A 14,399-nucleotide genomic window follows, 5' to 3' on the forward strand; every position below is an offset into this window, starting at 1 on the left:
GCGGCTCGCTGGCGTTCAACAAGGACGTGATGGCGGTGCTGGAAAGCTTCGGGCTGCGCGAAGGCGCCAACTCGGAGCCGCGCGAATACGTGGTCGAAAAGGCCTTCGTCGGCGACGGCATCTGAGCTACTGCGCTGCGCGTAACCGACTTGAAATGATTGCCACTCATATCATATCGTAGGCCTGAACGCAGTGGAGTGGTTTGAGGATGGCTCAAAAAGGACAGCACGTCGTGCCGTCTGGAGGCAAGTGGGCGGTTCGGCGCTCAGGTGCTTCCCGTGCGACGGTCGTGGTGCGCACTCAAGAAGAAGCGATTCAGCGCGCAAGGGATATCGCAAAGAACCAAGGCACTGAGTTGTTTGTTCACGGGCGCGATGGCCGAATCCGTGATCGTAGTTCCTTTGGGAAGGACCCGGTTCTTTCTAAAGGCTGATCTGAGTGTTTGATAAGAACGTTTTCATTAATTGCCCATTTGACGAAAACTTCGCTCCACTTTTGGAGACGATGCTTTTTGCTGTGTTTATGCTGGTCTCAATCCCCGCCTTGCGAATGAGCGCTTGGAGGCGGGTGAGAATAGGCTCGACAAAATTTACGAGTTGGCTTGTGAGTCCAAATATTCAATCCACGATCTTTCACGCTGCAAAAGTTCAGCCGCGGGTGAGTATGCGCGGATGAATATGCCCTTTGAGCTGGGCATGGACTTGGGAGTGCGTCGTGCTGGAAATGAGCAGCTTTCGACGAAGCAATTTCTGATTTTTGAAGATCAACCCTATGAAACGAAGCGCACCCTATCGGATCTGGGTGGGCAGGATATTGTTTGGCATAAGGGGGACTATCAGCTTGTTATCAAGGGATTGCGCGACTTCTTGAGCGTTCAGGTCGGGGTGCCTGGTTTGCCCGGGGCGACAAAGTTGAAGGCCGACTATGAGGATTGTTCGGCATGGACCGTCAATAAGAAGATGGATGAGGGCCATACCGAGAGAGAAGCGCTTGCGCTTCCAACTGCCGAACGCTTGGCGGCAATGAAGGAATGGATTGACGCCGGAAAACCAGCGGTCTGATCGCAAAGACGGCCTATACGTCCAGTTCCTCAACAAACCGCGCGTTTTCGGTGATGTATTGAAAGCGCATCTCGGGCTTCTTGCCCATCAGGCGTTCGACCAGATCGCCGGTTTCGTTGGGGAATTCATCGTCGATCGTGACCCGGATCAGCTTGCGCGTGGCGGGGTTCATCGTGGTGTCCTTCAGGTCCTTGGCGTCCATCTCGCCCAGACCCTTGAAGCGCTGCACGTCGATTTTGCCCTTTCCGCCCAGACCCTTTGCCAGATATTTTTCCTTTTCCGCATCATCGGCCACATAGATGCGCCGCGCGCCTTGCGTCAGCCGGTAGAGCGGCGGGCAGGCCAGATAGAGGTGCCCCTTGTCGATCAGCGGTCGCATCTGGGTGAAGAAGAAGGTCATCAGCAAAGACGCGATATGAGCGCCGTCGACATCGGCATCGGTCATGATGATGATCTTGTCGTAGCGCAGGTCTTCGAGGTTGAAGCGCGAGCCAAGCCCCACGCCAAGCGCTTGCGCGAGATCGTTGATCTCCTGGTTCTGACCCAGCTTCGAGCTGGCCGCGCCCAGCACGTTCAGGATCTTGCCGCGCAAGGGCAACAGCGCCTGGGTCTGGCGGTCGCGCGCCATTTTGGCCGAGCCGCCCGCCGAGTCGCCCTCGACGATGAACAGCTCGGTTCCCTCGCGGTTCGTAGCCGAGCAATCCACCAGCTTGCCGGGCAGGCGCAGTTTCTTCGTCGCGGTCTTGCGCTGGGTTTCCTTTTCCTGCCGGCGGCGCAGGCGCTCTTCGGCACGCTGCACGAGGAAATCGAGGATCGCGCCGGCCGATTTCGTGTCACCTGCCAGCCAGTTGTCGAAATGGTCGCGCACCGAAGATTCCACCCAGCGCGCCGCCTCTTCGGTCGAGAGCCGGTCTTTCGTCTGGCCGACGAACGAAGGCTCGCGGATGAAGATGCTGAGCAGCGCGCAGCCGCCCGTCGTCAGGTCGTCGCGGGTGATCTGCGCGGCCTTCTTGTTGTTGACCAGCTCGCCATAGGCTTTGATGCCCTTCAAGAGCGCCGCCCAGAACCCGCTTTCATGCGTGCCGCCCTCGGGCGTGGGCACGGTGTTTGTGTAGGAATGGATGAACCCGTCGCGCGAGGGCGTCCAGTTGATCGCCCATTCGACCGAGCCCGGGACGCCGAATTTTTCCTCGAAACTGACCTTGCCAGCGAAAGGCCGCTCGGCATAGGTCATCGCGCCGGTCATCGTCTCGTTCAGGAAATCCGCAAGCCCGTTCGGGAAATGGAACGTCGCCTCGGTCGGCGTCTCGCCATCCTCGATCGCCGATTTCCAGCGGATCTCCACGCCCGAGAACAGATAGGCCTTGGAGCGCACCATCTTGAACAGCCGCGCCGGTTTCAGCCGCAGCGAGCCGAAGATTTCCGGGTCGGGGTGGAAGGTGACAGTGGTGCCGCGCCGGTTCTGCGTGGGGCCGAGCTTGGCCACCGGGCCTTGCGGCACACCGCGCGAAAAGCGTTGCTCGAACAGTTCCTTGTTGCGCGCGACCTGCACGATCATCAGGTCGGAAAGCGCGTTCACCACCGAGGAGCCCACGCCGTTCAAGCCGCCCGAGGTGGAATAGGCCTTGTTCGAGAACTTGCCGCCCGCGTGCAGCGTGCACAAAATGACCTCAAGCGCCGATTTGCCGGGAAACTTGGGGTGCGGATCGACCGGGATGCCGCGGCCATTGTCGCGCACGGTGATCGAGCCATCCTCCAGCAGTTCGACCTCGATGCGGTTCGCGTGGCCCGCCACGGCTTCATCCATCGAGTTGTCGAGGATTTCGGCGACCATGTGATGGAGCGCACGCTCATCTGTGCCGCCGATATACATGCCCGGGCGCTTGCGCACCGGCTCGAGCCCTTCGAGCACCTCGATCGAAGAGGCGTCATAGGTGCTCTCGGGCTGGGCGGAAAGGAGGTCGTCGGCCATGCTGCTCGCTTTCTGTGGTCGTTTTGAGAAACAGGGATAGCGCAGCTTGGGGCTCAGGGGCAAGCGGACCGGTGGGACGGGGGCTCTGCCCCCATGGCCTCGCGGCCATTCCCCCGGGATATTTGAGGCAAAATGAAAGAGCTTTCATCGAGCCGGAAATACTCCGGGGGTGAATGCCGCAAGGCAGAGGGGGCGGCGCCCCCTTATGCGGTTTCGGCCAGGCGCGTGGCCCACATTTTCTTGAAGGCGGGGCGGGCCTGGCAATGCTCGAGCCAGCTGGCGACGCGCGGGAATTCGGTCATCAGCGGTTTGTGGCCCTGCGCATAGCGGACCACCTCGGCTATGTTGATATCGGCCACGGTAAAGCGACCGCCGACCATGTGGCTATGTGCCTTGAGATGGGTTTCGAGCACCGCGAAGGGGCGGCGCAGGCGGTCCGAGGCGGCCTCGATCACGCGCTGCCCGCCTTCGTCCGCACCGTTGACATAGGCGAACATGATCTCGAGGGCGGCATCCTCGATGCTGGTCGCGCCATAAAGCGCCCATTGCGTCATCAGCGCCTCTTCGCGCACGTCCTTGGGCGCGAGCGGCCCGCCCGCCTTCTTGGCGAGATAGAGGTTGATCGCGAGCGATTCCGACAGGAGCAGGCCTTCGTCCTCGATCACCGGGATCGCGCCCGCGGGCGAGAGGCGCAGGAACTCGGGGCTGCGGGTGTTGAGCGGCGCATCGGGTGCGAGCGGGTCGAGGCCCTGCGCCTCCAGCCGATAGGCCTGAATGACCGGCTTGAGATCGTAGCGCATGTCGAGTTCGTCGAGCAGCCAGATCGTGCGCGTCGCGCGCGAATGCAGCACCCCGTAAAGCGTGACCATGTGAGTCTCCCTATTGTCTGGCGCACAGCCTGACGGGGCGCGCGGGAAATGAAAAGAGGGCAGATTTCGCCAAATTATTCGCGCAGCGCAGCATGATTTTGATGCGCATCAAGGAAAAGTTTGCCGATCCGGTTTAGAAACATCCCAAGTTTTCAGAACGGAGGGATGTATATGGACGATCAAATCGCGAAGGTCGCGGTGCAGGCCAAGCCTGAGGCGCCGCAGGGAGAGGTCAGTGCAAAAGCCGCCAAGGTGGCGAAGACCGCTTCGACAGGCGACGCCGTGAAAGTCGAGAAGCCCGCCGATCCCGCTGATCCGCATCCGGCGGTCGTGCCGGGTGAGGAGAAAACCTCGGGTGTCCGGAGCTTCCCGCGTGTTGACCCGAACGCGGTGCGCCTTGCCTTCGAGACCGGCAAATACCCCTATCCGCATAAACTCGCGCGCACGGCCTATGAAAAGGAAAAGGCCAAGCTGCAGGCCGAATTGCTAAAGGTCCAGAAATGGGCGCAGGAGACCGGCCAGAAATTCGTGATCCTGTTCGAGGGGCGCGATGCTGCCGGCAAGGGCGGCACGATCAAGCGCTTTACCGAGCATCTCAACCCCCGTTTCGCGCGGGTCGTGGCGCTGAATAAGCCCACCGACGAGGAACGCGGCCAGTGGTATTTTCAGCGCTATCTCCAGTACATGCCGACCGCCGGCGAAATGGTGTTCTATGACCGCAGCTGGTACAACCGTGGCGGCGTCGAGCGGGTGATGGGCTTCTGCTCGCCGACCGAATACCTCGAATTCATGCGCCAGACGCCCGAGCTGGAGCGGATGCTCGTGCGCTCGGGGATCCGGCTCTACAAATACTGGTTCTCGGTCACCCGCGAAGAGCAACGCCGCCGCTTCAAGTCGCGTGAAACCGACCCGCTCAAGCGGTGGAAGCTGTCGCCGATCGACCTTGCCTCGCTGGACAAGTGGGACGATTACACCGAGGCGAAAGAGGCGATGTTCTTCTATACCGACACCGCCGATGCGCCCTGGACGATCGTGAAGTCGAATGACAAGAAACGCGCGCGGTTGAACTGCATGAGGCATTTCCTCTCGACGCTCGATTACCCCGACAAGGACCCGTCGATCGCGACCCCGCCCGATCCGCTGATCGTGGGCCATGCGAGCCATGTGATCCATTCCTCGGATCACATCCTCGGCGCGTCGCTGCACCCGGATGCGCGGCGCAAGGCGACCGACAAGCCGTCCTGAGCCTCTGTTCAGACCAGAATGCCCCCGGGCGCGAGGAAACTCGCGCCCGTTTTCATGGCGCCCCGGGGCCGAGAGTGCAGGGGCTGTGGCACGAAATCGGGGAAATGTGACTCAGTCTCTTTGAATGTGCACACAATATGTTGAATTTCACATGATTGCCGAAAATCTCGGCTTTCGTCAGTTTGTTGCTGCGGCTGCGAAATTGTTGGCCGCTGCGACGGACATACCCTTGTTGGACGTAAAACCAATCATCTGCGTGAAATTATCTGGGAGATACTGATGCGTAAGCTTCTCACCGCCGCTCTGACCACCGCTTTTGTGCTGCCGGCCGTGGCCGCCATGGCCGCTCCGCCCGAAGACGTGGTGAAGGCCCGTCAGGGCTATTACAGCCTGCTCGGCCTCGAGATGGATGGGCTGGCCGCGATGGCCAAGGGCGAGGTGCCTTATGACGCCGAGGCCGCCAAGGCCCATGCCGCCAACCTCCAGGTGATGACCACCTATTCGCCGGCTGGCCTGTACGCACCGGGCACCTCCAAGGCTGATATGCCCGGCAAGACCCGCGCGCTGCCCGAGATCTGGGAAAACTTCCCGAAGGTCGGTGAAAAAGGCGCCGCCTTCCGCGAAGCTGTTGGCGAGCTGGCCTCGGTCGCCGGTGACGGCCTCGACGCGCTGCGTCCGGCGGTGGGCAAGCTCGGCGGGACCTGCAAATCCTGCCACGACGATTTCCGCGCCACGGATTTCTGAGCCATGGCCAACCAAGGCAAACCTGAAGCGGGCGCTCCGGCGCCCGCCCACGGCCGGACGGTGACGCTCTGGGATCCGGTCGTGCGCCTGTTTCACTGGGCGCTGGTGATCAGCTTTTTCGCGGCCTGGGGGCTCGGCAAGTTCGGCCCCGACCAGATGACGCTGCATTTCTACGCCGGTTACACGATCGGCGCGTTGGTGGTGCTGCGGATCATCTGGGGCTTTGTCGGCCCGCGTCCGGCGCGGTTCACGAGCTTCGTCAAGGGCCCCTCGGCGATCCTGGCCTACGCGCGGCACCTGCGCGACCGCCGCCCGTCGAATACGCTCGGCCATAACCCGGTGGGCGCGATTTTCGTGGTCGGCATCCTGCTCGTGCTGGCAGTGCAGGTCGGCACCGGCCTGATCGGCGACCCCGAGGATTACGTCAATGCCGGGCCGCTGGCCGATATGGTTACGATCGAGACCTCGCGTTCGGCTTTGGGCATCCATGAGCTGCTGGGCAACCTCGCGTTCTTCTTCGTGCTGTTCCACATCGGAGCGATCGCGTTCTATAAACGCTGGAAGGGCGAGGATCTGGTCACGCCGATGATTACCGGCAAGAAGGTGATCGAAGAGCCGGCCGAGTAAGCGCGGCTCTACACCCTGAAAATGGCGCGCTTCGGCGCGCCTTTTTCGTTGGAGCGACCGGGTTGTTACGGGCGCGTCTGTGCCCTGTCGCACAGCCCCCTTGGCGGTTTTTGTCGCTGGACGGCGCGAGGCGCGCCCTCTAGCGTCCGCGCATGACCCAGACCGCCCCTTTTACGCCCCGGCCCGAGCCGCTTGCCGCGCATCTGCGCGCGGTTCTGGTGCTTGGCCTGCCGCTGATCGGCTCCAATGTCGCGCAGATGCTCGTGCATGTGACCGACACGGTGATGCTGGGCTGGTATGGCGTGCCCGAGCTGGCTGCGGGGGTTCTGGCGACGGGCGTGTTTTTCTTTATGTTCCTGCTGGGCAATGGCTTCGCCATGGCGGTGCTGGGGCGGGTCTCGGCGGCGCTGGGCGCGGGCGACGAGGCGCAGATGCGGCGCGAAACCCGGATGGGGCTGTGGCTGTCGCTGATCTTCGGCCTCGCCGCGTTGCCGGTGTTCTGGTGGTCGGGCGCGATCTTGCGTGCGTTGGGGCAGGACCCGGTGCTGTCGCAGATGGCGCAGGAGTATCTGCGGATGAACTGGCTGGGACTACCTGCCTCGCTGGTGGTGGCGGTGCTGAAGAGCTACCTCGCCGCGCAGGAGCGGACCCGCGTCGTCCTCTGGATCACGCTTCTGGCGGTGGGGCTGAACGCGGCGCTGAACTGGGCGCTGATCTTCGGCAACTGGGGCGCGCCCGAGATGGGGCTGCGCGGCGCGGCGATTTCCTCGGTTCTGGTGGCGCTGATCTCGGCGGGGCTGGCGGCACTATATGCGGCGCGGGGCCCGGGGCTTGCCCATGTCGAGCTCTTCGCGCGGTTCTGGCGCCCGGACTGGCCTGCATTTTTCGCGGTGGCGCGGATGGGCCTGCCGATCGGTTTTGCGACCGTGTTCGAGGCGGGCATGTTCCAGGCCTCGGCGCTGATGATGGGCTGGATCGGGGTGGTCGAACTGGCCGCCCATGGCATCGCGCTCGAACTCGCCTCGCTCACCTTCATGGTGCATATGGGGCTTTCCCATGCGGCGACCGTGCGGACGGGGCGGGCGCTTGGGCGGCGCGACGCGCCGGGGCTGCGCGTCGGCGCGGTGGCGGCGGTGATCTGGTCGCTGGCCTTCGCGGTGCTGACGGTGGGGGTGTTCCTTGGCTTGCCCGGCGCGCTGGTCGGGCTGTTCCTCGATCGCTCGGCCGAGCAGGCGCCCGCGATCCTTGCGCTGGGCATCAGGCTCCTGGCGGTGGCCGCGCTGTTCCAGATGTTCGACTCGCTGCAGGTGATGGCGATGGGGCTTTTGCGCGGGGTGCATGACACGCGCGTGCCGATGTGGATCGCCGGCGGCAGCTATTGGCTGGTGGGTATCCCGATCAGCTACCTGCTGGCTTTCCCGGCGGGGTTGGGCGCGGTCGGGCTCTGGCTTGGGCTGGTCGCGGGGCTGGCGGTTGCGGCGCTCGCGCTGATGGCGCGGTTCTGGCGGCGCGACTGGATCGCGGCCTGAGGGTTACTCCGCCTCGGGCGCGCCCTTCAGCAGCCGGTCGGCCTTTTTGCGCACGAGGACCGAGCGCAGGTCATGCATCGCCAGCAAGAGCGCATCGGTGACCTCGTCAAGCTGCGCATCAGAGGCCTTTGACTGCACCCAATGCGCGGTCAGGTTCAGGTGATCGACCGTGCGCAGGATGTCATCGACCTCGCGTTGGGCCAGCAGCGTCCCGCGCTTCTCCAGCCAGGTTCGGATCTCGGCCAGCTCTTCAGGTGCAAGCTCGCGCCCGCCCTGCGGCTTGATCTCGCCATTGCGGACATTGACGGTCGCGATCTGGTCCATCTCGATCCGCCGCTGGCGGTTCTCGGCATCGACGCGAAACACCAGCGCGCCGTTGTCCTTCACACGGAAATAATACTCCGGCAGCTCGCCCGCCATGCCCGTTCCCCCTTCGGCGCCTGTGTCCGGTGCTTAGCGCAGCGCCGCGCAGAAGGCCTTGATGCGGCTGCAGGCCTCGGTCAGCGCGGCGTCGGAGGTAGCGTAGCTGATCCGAAATGCCGGTGAAAGGCCGAAGGCCGCACCAAAGACGACGGCGACGCCGGTTTCCTCCAGCAGCGCCGTGGCAAAGGCCTCGTCATCCGCGATCACCACGCCATCCGCCGAGGTCTTGCCGATCAGCCCCTCGATCGACGGGTAGACGTAGAACGCGCCTTCGGGCGTCGGGCAGTCGATGCCGGGGCACTCGTTCAAAAGCCGCACCACCAGGTCGCGGCGGCGCTGGAACACGACGCGGCTCTCGGCCAGGTAGTCCTGCGGGCCGTTCAGCGCCTCGACCGCCGCCCATTGGCTGATCGTGCAGGGGTTCGAGGTGGATTGCGACTGCATCTTGCGCATCGCGGCGATCAGGGGCTCGGGGCCAGCGGCATAGCCGATCCGCCAGCCGGTCATCGCATAGGCCTTGGAGACGCCATTCACCGTCAGCGTGCGCTCGTAAAGCGCGGGCTCGACCTCGGCCGGCGTGCAGAAGGTGAAGCCGTCGAAGGCCAGATGTTCATACATGTCGTCGGTCATCACCCAGACATGCGGGTGGCGCAGCAGCACATCGGTCAGCGCCTTGAGTTCATCGCGCGAATAGCCCGCGCCCGAGGGGTTCGAGGGCGAGTTGAACAGAAACCATTTCGTGCGCGGCGTGATCGCGGCCTCCAGCGCCTCGGGGCTGATCTTGTAGCCGCGCGCGCGTTCGCCCTCGACGAAAACGGGCGTGCCTCCGCCGATCAGCACCATGTCGGGATAGCTGACCCAATAGGGCGTCGGGATGATCACCTCGTCGCCGGGGTTCAGCGTCGCCATCAGCGCGTTGAACAAGACTTGCTTGCCGCCCGAGCTGACCGAGACCTGCGACGGTGTGTAGCTCAGCCCGTTCTCGCGCGCGAACTTGGCGCAGATCGCGGCCTTGAGCTCGGGGATGCCGTCGACAGCGGTATATTTCGTCTTGCCCGCCGCGATCGCCGCCACCGCGGCCTCCTTGATGTTCTGCGGCGTGTCGAAGTCCGGCTCGCCCGCCGACAGCCCGATCACGTCGCGCCCGGCCGCCTTCATGTCCAGCGCCTTCGAGGTGATCGCAATGGTCGGCGAGGGTTTCACCCGTGCCAGCGTGTCGGAAAGGAAGGCCATGGCGTCGCGCCCCTGTTTGTGTCTTGGTCCCCGATCTCATAGGCTTGGGCGAACCATCGATCAAGCGGAAGGAAAAACGATGAACGATTGGTATAGCGCCGATGCCGCCACTTTCGGAGACCGCCTTGCGGGCGCGCGCGAAGCTGCCGGGCTTACCCCCGAAGGGCTCGCCGAGAAGCTGGGGGTACGTGCCGAGACCCTGCAAAGCTGGGAGGAGGATCTGGCCGATCCGCGCGCGAACCGGCTGCAGATGCTGGCCGGATTGCTGAATGTCTCGATCATGTGGCTCCTGACCGGCGAAGGCGAGGGGCTTGACGGCCCGCCCGGCCAGATGGCAGAGCCGAGAGCGACAAGCGAGACCATTCGCGAAATCCGGGACATCCGCGGCGTGCTCGAGGATCTGGATGCGCGGCTGGCCCGGCTGGAGCGCAAACTGGAAAGCGGAGAGAACGCATGACCGAGACCCCGGAAGCCCGGCTGAAAAGGATGCGGATGCGCTCGTGGCGGCGCGGCACCAAGGAGATGGACCTGATCCTCGGCCCCTATGCCGATGAAAAGCTGGCCACGATGGATGCCGCGGAGCTCGACCTTTTCGACCTGCTTCTGGAGGAATACGATCAGGATCTTTACCCGTGGGTTTCGGGCACGCGCCCTTGCCCGCCGGAGTATCTCGACCTGCTCACCCGGATCAGCGCCTTCGCCAAGACCCGCCACGGCACGGACTAAGCGGGGCTGCGGCGGGTTTTCGACGTTTTTGCGACGAATTGGCCGCGCTTAACCGATCCTTCGTTATTTTGCTCCAAACCGGGCAGGGTAGCGAGTGGATCGGAGAGAAAGATGGTTATTCAGACCCCTGTGGCTCAGGCCCCGGTCGCGACCCATCCCGGGATCATGGCCGGCTATCTTGACGCCCTGTCCCTGGTGGAGCGGCTGCACCGGCTCCTGCTGGATGTGATCAAGGATGAATTCGAGCGGCTCGGCATTCTCGAAATCAACCCGGTGCAGGCGCTCTTGCTGTTCAATATCGGCGATCACGAGGTCACCGCCGGCGAGCTGAAGTCACGCGGCTATTACCAGGGTTCCAACGTCAGTTATAATCTCAAGAAGCTGGTCGAGACGGGCTATATGCACCACCAACGTTGCGAGATTGACCGACGTTCGGTGCGGGTGCGGCTGACGGCCAAGGGGCAGAAGATGCGCGACGCGGTGGCGGGCCTGTTTGAGCGCCACGCCCAGGGCATGGAAGAGCGTGGCGTCGTGACCTTCGAGACCATGGACGAGGTGACGCGCACGCTGCGCCGGATGGAGCGCTACTGGGCCGATCAGATCCGCTACATCTACTGACCGACTGCTGACCGACGCCGGGTCGCGCTTGCCTGCGCCGCCCCGGGCGTGGTTCTCTGGCCGCAGGAGGATATTTGATGCGGTTGATCCGGTTTGTGGCGCGTGCGCTGGTGGTTCTGCTTTTGCTCGTTGCCGGGCTGGGGCTGTGGAAGCGCGAGGAAATCACCCGTCTGATGGCGGTGAACGCGCTGTTCGAGCCTGATGTCATCGTCGGCAATTTCTCGAACATGGCGGGGCTGTTCCATTCGCGTTTGCTCGACCGTGGGAGCGCGCCGATCGCGGCGCTGCCCCGTAGCGCGCCGATTGCGCTGCCTTCAGCAGCCCGAGACTGGATCGAGGCGCGCGCCGTGACCGGGCTGGTGGTGCTGCGTGATGGCGCGCTGGTGCATGAAAGCTATTATCAGGGCACAGGACCCGAGGATCTGCGGATCAGTTGGTCGATGGCGAAATCGGTGCTTTCGGCGCTGTTCGGCACACTGCACGCGGACGGCACGATCCCCGATCTCGATGCGCAGGTCGTTGATTTCGTGCCGCTTCTGAAGGGGTCGGCCTATGAGGGCGTCAGCATTCGCAACCTGCTGACGATGTCTTCGGGCGTGGCCTTCAACGAGGATTACCTCGACTTCAATTCCGACATCAATCGCATGGGGCGCGTGCTGGCGATCGGCGGCTCGATGGATGACTTTGCTGCGGAGCTGGTGGCGCGCGACGCCGAGCCGGGCAGCAAGATGCATTACGTCTCGATCGACACGCATGTGCTGGGCATGGTGATCGCGGGCGCGACCGGGCGCGATCCGGCTGAGCTGATGGATGAACGGATCGTCAAGCGGATGGGGCTTGAGGCCTCGCCCGTCATGCTGACCGACAGCGAGGGCACGGCCTTCGTTCTGGGCGGTCTGAACCTGCGCACCCGCGATTATGCGCGCATCGGCCAGATGTTCCTGCAAGGCGGGCTCTGGCAGGGGCAACAGATCGTGCCGGCGGATTGGGTTGCGGCCTCGACCCGGCTGCAGGCGCCGGGCGGCGCGGGCTATGGTTACCAATGGTGGGTGCCGCGTGACACGGCCGACCATGGCAACGACTATTTCGCCCATGGCATCTATGGTCAGTATATCTACATCAACCCCGAGGCCCGCAGCGTGATCGCGGTGAATGCGGCCGATCGCGGTTTCCGCGAGCCGGGCGTGGATGACGAAAACCTTGCCATGCTGCGCGCGATCGCTCAGGCTGAGTGAACGCCTGACGCAACCGTCGAGGAGGCAATGGAAAAGCTGCCCGCCGTCAACGTGCTGGGCGGGGTGCTGGAGCCCTGCTCGTTCTCCCCGGTCACCGGGTTCTTTCGCGACGGGCTGTGCAATACCTGCTGGGAGGATGCCGGCAGCCACACCGTCTGCGTCATCGTCACCGAGGAATTCCTTGTCTGGTCCAGCTATATCGGTAACGACCTCGTCACGCCGCGCCCCGAGTTCGGATTCACCGGGCTGAAGCCGGGCGACCGCTGGTGCCTTTGCGCCTCGCGCTTCCTGGAGGCGCATGACGAAGGCTGCGCGCCGCAGGTCGTTCTGGCCGCCACGCATCAGCGTGCGCTGGGCACGGTCTCGCTGGAAATCCTGCGCGATTACGCGGCGCGCTAGCCCATCGGGGTCCAGAGCACATCGTCGATCCGGGGCGCGCCGGTCGCGAGCAACACCAGCCGGTCGAACCCGAGCGCGATGCCCGAAGCGGGCGGCATGAAGGCCAGCGCGGCCAGAAAATCCTCGTCTAGCGGATAGCGTTCGCCGTAAACTCGCTCTTTCTCGTCCATCTCGGCCTCGAAGCGGCGGCGCTGCTCGGCAGGGTCGGTCAGCTCGCCAAAGCCATTGGCCAGCTCGACCCCGCAGGCGTAAAGCTCGAAGCGCTCGGCCTCGCGCGGGTCATCGGCGCAGGGGCGGGCCAGCGCCGCCTCGGCGATCGGGTAACGGTCAAGGATGGTGGCGCGGCCATGGCCCAGATGCGGCTCGACCCGGTCGACCAGAACCTTGGACAGCATGTCGGACCATGTGTCATCTTCGGCCATCCGCAGCCCCGCCGCCGCGCATTGCGCGCGCAGCGCCGCGGCATCGGTCGTACCATCGGCGCGGCAGGTGGCCAGAAGGTCGATCCCCGCGTGGCGCGAGAACGCCTCGGCGACCGAGATCCGCTCGGGCTCGGCAAACGGGTCACATTCCGAACCGGCGTGGCGCAGGACGCGCGTGCCCGTGGCCTCGGCGGCGAGCCGCAACAGCGCCGCGCAATCGCCCATCAGCGCGGTGTAATCCTGCCCCGCTCGATACCATTCGAGCATGGTGAATTCGATGCTGTGGCGCGGCCCGCCTTCGCGGTCGCGCCAGACATGGGCGAAGGCGGCGATGCGCGGCTCGCCCGCCGCCAGCAGCTTTTTCATCGCAAACTCGGGCGAGGTGTGCAGATACATCACGCGCGCCGTGCCATCGGCGCCGGTGGCGGTGGTGGCCAGCGCGTGCAGATGCGCCTCGTTGCCCGGGCTGACCTGCAAGGCCGATGGGTCGACCTCGAGGAAGTCCTCGGCGGCCAGCCAGCCGCGGATCGCGCCCTGAATCCGGTTGCGCGCCAGCAGGAGGGGGCGGCGGTCGGCGTGGCGTTCGGGATGCCACCAGCGTCTGTCACTCATCTGCGCCCCTTTCAGACTGGAAATCAGGCTCCGAATGGTTTAGGCGCAACGCCAGCCGGGCGCCAGAGCCCGAACCATTTCGCAAGGAACCTGACCATGGTCAAAGTGATCGCCTCGCAGCTTCGCAAGGGCAATGTCGTCGAGATCGACGGCCATCTCTATGTCGTGCTGACCGCCCAGAACTTCCACCCCGGCAAGGGCACCCCGGTGACCCAGGTCGACATGCGCCGCATTTCGGACGGCACCAAGGTGTCGGAGCGCTGGAAGACTACGGACGGTGTCGAGCGCGCCCATGTCGAGGAAAAGGAATACGACTTCCTCTATGACGACGGCGAAGGCTATCACTTCATGGAGCCGGAAACCTACGAGCAGATCGCCGTGTCGGAAGACGTGATCGGCGACGCCAAGGTGTTCCTGCGCGACGGTCTGCGGGTCTGGATCAAGACCCACAACGAGAACGCGATCGCGATCGAGTTGCCGCAGAAAGTGACCGTCGAGGTCGAAGAGACCGAGCCGGTCGTCAAGGGCCAGACCGCCTCGTCGAGCTACAAGCCCTCGACCTGCACCGGCGGCATCCGGGTGATGGTGCCCCCGCATATCGACGTCGGCACCCGGATCGTCATCACCACCGAAGACAACGGCTATGTCGAGCGTGCGAAAGACTGATCTTTTCGCGATCTGACC

The 14,399-nt window shown here is 64.0% G+C and carries 17 protein-coding genes and 1 pseudogene; 13 read left to right on the plus strand and 5 right to left on the minus strand.

The genetic code is table 11. From position 1 onward, the window contains the following. The 3 genes and pseudogenes from CLN94_RS14170 to CLN94_RS13160 all read left to right on the plus strand — a co-directional run. Positions 1-125, plus strand: a pseudogene (locus CLN94_RS14170) (ferredoxin--NADP reductase); the annotation flags it as partial. Positions 126-208: 83 nt separating this feature from the next. Then, entirely contained in the window at positions 209-433 is a 225-nt protein-coding gene (locus CLN94_RS13155; RefSeq protein ID WP_096434412.1) for a DUF2188 domain-containing protein, read from the plus strand. A gap of 124 nt (positions 434-557) precedes the next feature. Further along, complete coding sequence (locus CLN94_RS13160; RefSeq protein WP_179300316.1) at positions 558-1,061, plus strand: hypothetical protein; 504 nt, start codon at positions 558-560, stop codon at positions 1,059-1,061. 13 nt (positions 1,062-1,074) lie between these two features. On the opposite strand, the gene parE is transcribed toward CLN94_RS13160, so the two are convergent. Both parE and CLN94_RS13170 read right to left on the minus strand, forming a co-directional pair. Continuing rightward, the gene (gene parE / locus CLN94_RS13165; protein WP_096434414.1) at positions 1,075-3,033 is read right to left on the minus strand and encodes a DNA topoisomerase IV subunit B; all 1,959 of its coding nucleotides are present in this window, start codon (positions 3,031-3,033) and stop codon (positions 1,075-1,077) included. Positions 3,034-3,236: 203 nt separating this feature from the next. Then, positions 3,237-3,902 (minus strand): glutathione S-transferase family protein, encoded by a 666-nt coding sequence (locus CLN94_RS13170; RefSeq protein WP_096434415.1) that lies wholly within the window; start codon positions 3,900-3,902, stop codon positions 3,237-3,239. A gap of 171 nt (positions 3,903-4,073) precedes the next feature. On the opposite strand from CLN94_RS13170, the gene ppk2 reads away from it, so the two are divergent. The 4 genes from ppk2 to CLN94_RS13190 all read left to right on the plus strand — a co-directional run bounded on the left by ppk2 (position 4,074) and on the right by CLN94_RS13190 (position 8,047). Continuing rightward, on the plus strand, positions 4,074-5,147 hold the full coding sequence (ppk2, locus tag CLN94_RS13175) for a polyphosphate kinase 2 (protein ID WP_245845246.1): 1,074 nt from the start codon (positions 4,074-4,076) through the stop codon (positions 5,145-5,147). A 279-nt stretch (positions 5,148-5,426) separates the two neighbouring features. Beyond that, complete coding sequence (locus tag CLN94_RS13180) at positions 5,427-5,891, plus strand: c-type cytochrome (RefSeq protein ID WP_096434416.1); 465 nt, start codon at positions 5,427-5,429, stop codon at positions 5,889-5,891. Between the two features lie 3 nt (positions 5,892-5,894). Then, positions 5,895-6,518 carry a cytochrome b/b6 domain-containing protein gene (locus tag CLN94_RS13185; protein ID WP_096434417.1) on the plus strand — a complete coding sequence of 208 codons (624 nt, stop codon included), beginning with the start codon at positions 5,895-5,897 and terminating at the stop codon, positions 6,516-6,518. 152 nt (positions 6,519-6,670) lie between these two features. Continuing rightward, the gene (locus tag CLN94_RS13190) at positions 6,671-8,047 is read left to right on the plus strand and encodes an MATE family efflux transporter (RefSeq protein WP_096434418.1); all 1,377 of its coding nucleotides are present in this window, start codon (positions 6,671-6,673) and stop codon (positions 8,045-8,047) included. Positions 8,048-8,050: 3 nt separating this feature from the next. Here CLN94_RS13190 and CLN94_RS13195 read toward each other — a convergent pair whose 3' ends face one another. Beyond that, positions 8,051-8,467, minus strand: a complete 417-nt coding sequence (locus CLN94_RS13195) for a hypothetical protein (RefSeq protein WP_096434419.1) — start codon at positions 8,465-8,467, stop codon at positions 8,051-8,053. A 33-nt stretch (positions 8,468-8,500) separates the two neighbouring features. Beyond that, a complete protein-coding gene (locus tag CLN94_RS13200; RefSeq protein ID WP_096434420.1) occupies positions 8,501-9,703 on the minus strand; it encodes a pyridoxal phosphate-dependent aminotransferase in 1,203 nt (400 codons plus the stop codon). Between the two features lie 79 nt (positions 9,704-9,782). Between CLN94_RS13200 and CLN94_RS13205 the strand changes: the two genes are divergently transcribed. The 5 genes from CLN94_RS13205 (at position 9,783) to CLN94_RS13225 (ending at position 12,681) form a co-directional block, all read left to right on the plus strand. Then, on the plus strand, positions 9,783-10,160 hold the full coding sequence (locus CLN94_RS13205) for a helix-turn-helix domain-containing protein (protein ID WP_096434421.1): 378 nt from the start codon (positions 9,783-9,785) through the stop codon (positions 10,158-10,160). Continuing rightward, positions 10,157-10,429 (plus strand): FAD assembly factor SdhE, encoded by a 273-nt coding sequence (locus CLN94_RS13210; protein ID WP_096434422.1) that lies wholly within the window; start codon positions 10,157-10,159, stop codon positions 10,427-10,429. The genes CLN94_RS13205 and CLN94_RS13210 overlap by 4 nt, the downstream gene beginning before the upstream one ends. A 111-nt stretch (positions 10,430-10,540) precedes the next feature. After that, the gene (locus CLN94_RS13215) at positions 10,541-11,047 is read left to right on the plus strand and encodes a MarR family winged helix-turn-helix transcriptional regulator (protein WP_096434423.1); all 507 of its coding nucleotides are present in this window, start codon (positions 10,541-10,543) and stop codon (positions 11,045-11,047) included. Positions 11,048-11,124: 77 nt separating this feature from the next. After that, complete coding sequence (locus CLN94_RS13220; protein WP_096434424.1) at positions 11,125-12,282, plus strand: serine hydrolase domain-containing protein; 1,158 nt, start codon at positions 11,125-11,127, stop codon at positions 12,280-12,282. A gap of 27 nt (positions 12,283-12,309) precedes the next feature. Then, the gene (locus CLN94_RS13225) at positions 12,310-12,681 is read left to right on the plus strand and encodes a DUF2237 family protein (protein WP_096434425.1); all 372 of its coding nucleotides are present in this window, start codon (positions 12,310-12,312) and stop codon (positions 12,679-12,681) included. On the opposite strand, the gene epmA is transcribed toward CLN94_RS13225, so the two are convergent. After that, positions 12,678-13,715, minus strand: coding sequence for an EF-P lysine aminoacylase EpmA (gene epmA / locus CLN94_RS13230; protein WP_096434426.1), 1,038 nt, complete (start codon positions 13,713-13,715; stop codon positions 12,678-12,680). The two genes, CLN94_RS13225 and epmA, sit on opposite strands and share 4 nt — an antisense overlap. Positions 13,716-13,811: 96 nt before the next feature. Between epmA and efp the strand changes: the two genes are divergently transcribed. Then, positions 13,812-14,381 (plus strand): elongation factor P, encoded by a 570-nt coding sequence (gene efp, locus CLN94_RS13235; protein WP_096434427.1) that lies wholly within the window; start codon positions 13,812-13,814, stop codon positions 14,379-14,381. The last annotated feature ends 18 nt before the right edge of the window (positions 14,382-14,399 follow it).

The sequence above is a fragment of the Pseudothioclava arenosa genome, from assembly GCF_002358085.1.
Lineage (GTDB): Bacteria > Pseudomonadota > Alphaproteobacteria > Rhodobacterales > Rhodobacteraceae > Pseudothioclava > Pseudothioclava arenosa.

Coding starts and splice junctions, on each gene's coding strand:
- CLN94_RS13155 (WP_096434412.1), top strand. CDS start 209: ATGGCTCAAAAAGGACAGCACGTCGTGCCGTCTGGAGGCAAGTGGGCG.
- parE (WP_096434414.1), bottom strand. CDS start 3,033: ATGGCCGACGACCTCCTTTCCGCCCAGCCCGAGAGCACCTATGACGCC.
- CLN94_RS13170 (WP_096434415.1), bottom strand. CDS start 3,902: ATGGTCACGCTTTACGGGGTGCTGCATTCGCGCGCGACGCGCACGATC.
- ppk2 (WP_245845246.1), top strand. CDS start 4,074: ATGGACGATCAAATCGCGAAGGTCGCGGTGCAGGCCAAGCCTGAGGCG.
- CLN94_RS13180 (WP_096434416.1), top strand. CDS start 5,427: ATGCGTAAGCTTCTCACCGCCGCTCTGACCACCGCTTTTGTGCTGCCG.
- CLN94_RS13185 (WP_096434417.1), top strand. CDS start 5,895: ATGGCCAACCAAGGCAAACCTGAAGCGGGCGCTCCGGCGCCCGCCCAC.
- CLN94_RS13190 (WP_096434418.1), top strand. CDS start 6,671: ATGACCCAGACCGCCCCTTTTACGCCCCGGCCCGAGCCGCTTGCCGCG.
- CLN94_RS13195 (WP_096434419.1), bottom strand. CDS start 8,467: ATGGCGGGCGAGCTGCCGGAGTATTATTTCCGTGTGAAGGACAACGGC.
- CLN94_RS13200 (WP_096434420.1), bottom strand. CDS start 9,703: ATGGCCTTCCTTTCCGACACGCTGGCACGGGTGAAACCCTCGCCGACC.
- CLN94_RS13205 (WP_096434421.1), top strand. CDS start 9,783: ATGAACGATTGGTATAGCGCCGATGCCGCCACTTTCGGAGACCGCCTT.
- CLN94_RS13210 (WP_096434422.1), top strand. CDS start 10,157: ATGACCGAGACCCCGGAAGCCCGGCTGAAAAGGATGCGGATGCGCTCG.
- CLN94_RS13215 (WP_096434423.1), top strand. CDS start 10,541: ATGGTTATTCAGACCCCTGTGGCTCAGGCCCCGGTCGCGACCCATCCC.
- CLN94_RS13220 (WP_096434424.1), top strand. CDS start 11,125: ATGCGGTTGATCCGGTTTGTGGCGCGTGCGCTGGTGGTTCTGCTTTTG.
- CLN94_RS13225 (WP_096434425.1), top strand. CDS start 12,310: ATGGAAAAGCTGCCCGCCGTCAACGTGCTGGGCGGGGTGCTGGAGCCC.
- epmA (WP_096434426.1), bottom strand. CDS start 13,715: ATGAGTGACAGACGCTGGTGGCATCCCGAACGCCACGCCGACCGCCGC.
- efp (WP_096434427.1), top strand. CDS start 13,812: ATGGTCAAAGTGATCGCCTCGCAGCTTCGCAAGGGCAATGTCGTCGAG.